This window comes from Tamlana crocina (genome assembly GCF_012037625.1).
The window spans coordinates 1-381 of record NZ_JAAVJS010000423.1 but is presented as its reverse complement, the minus strand read 5'-3'; the positions used below and the strand labels follow the sequence as shown (position 1 = coordinate 381).

The following is a 381-nucleotide window of genomic DNA, read 5'->3' as shown; positions in this document are numbered from 1 at the left end:
CACTAAAGTAGGAGGTGCGACCCTTACAAAAATGTTGGGAACCAGCGCCTGGTATGCACCGGGAGCAGCAGTTTCTTCTTTGGTGCAGGCGATCGCTTGTGACCAGAAGAAAATGTTCCCTTGTTCTGCCCTTTTAGAAGGGGAATACGGGCTTAATGATCTTTGTATAGGGGTGCCGGTGATCCTTGGTAAAAACGGAATTGAAAAGATCGTTGAGCTGGAACTCGATGATGCTGAACAATCGAAATTAAAAGAAAGTGCAGAAGGTGTATCAAAAGTGAATGACCTTCTTGACCTAAAAAAGTAATAGTTTTAAGGTATAGATAAGTTTCAGAAGAAGCTGCTCAAAAAAAGCCTTTTTAAAACGGAATTTTCCTACTG

Annotated in this window: 1 pseudogene; it reads left to right on the top strand. The window is 41.7% G+C overall.

Features of this window, described 5'->3' with window-relative positions:
• Positions 1 to 307, top strand: a pseudogene (locus HC176_RS17410) (malate dehydrogenase); the annotation flags it as partial.
• Between the last annotated feature and the right edge of the window lie 74 nt (positions 308 to 381).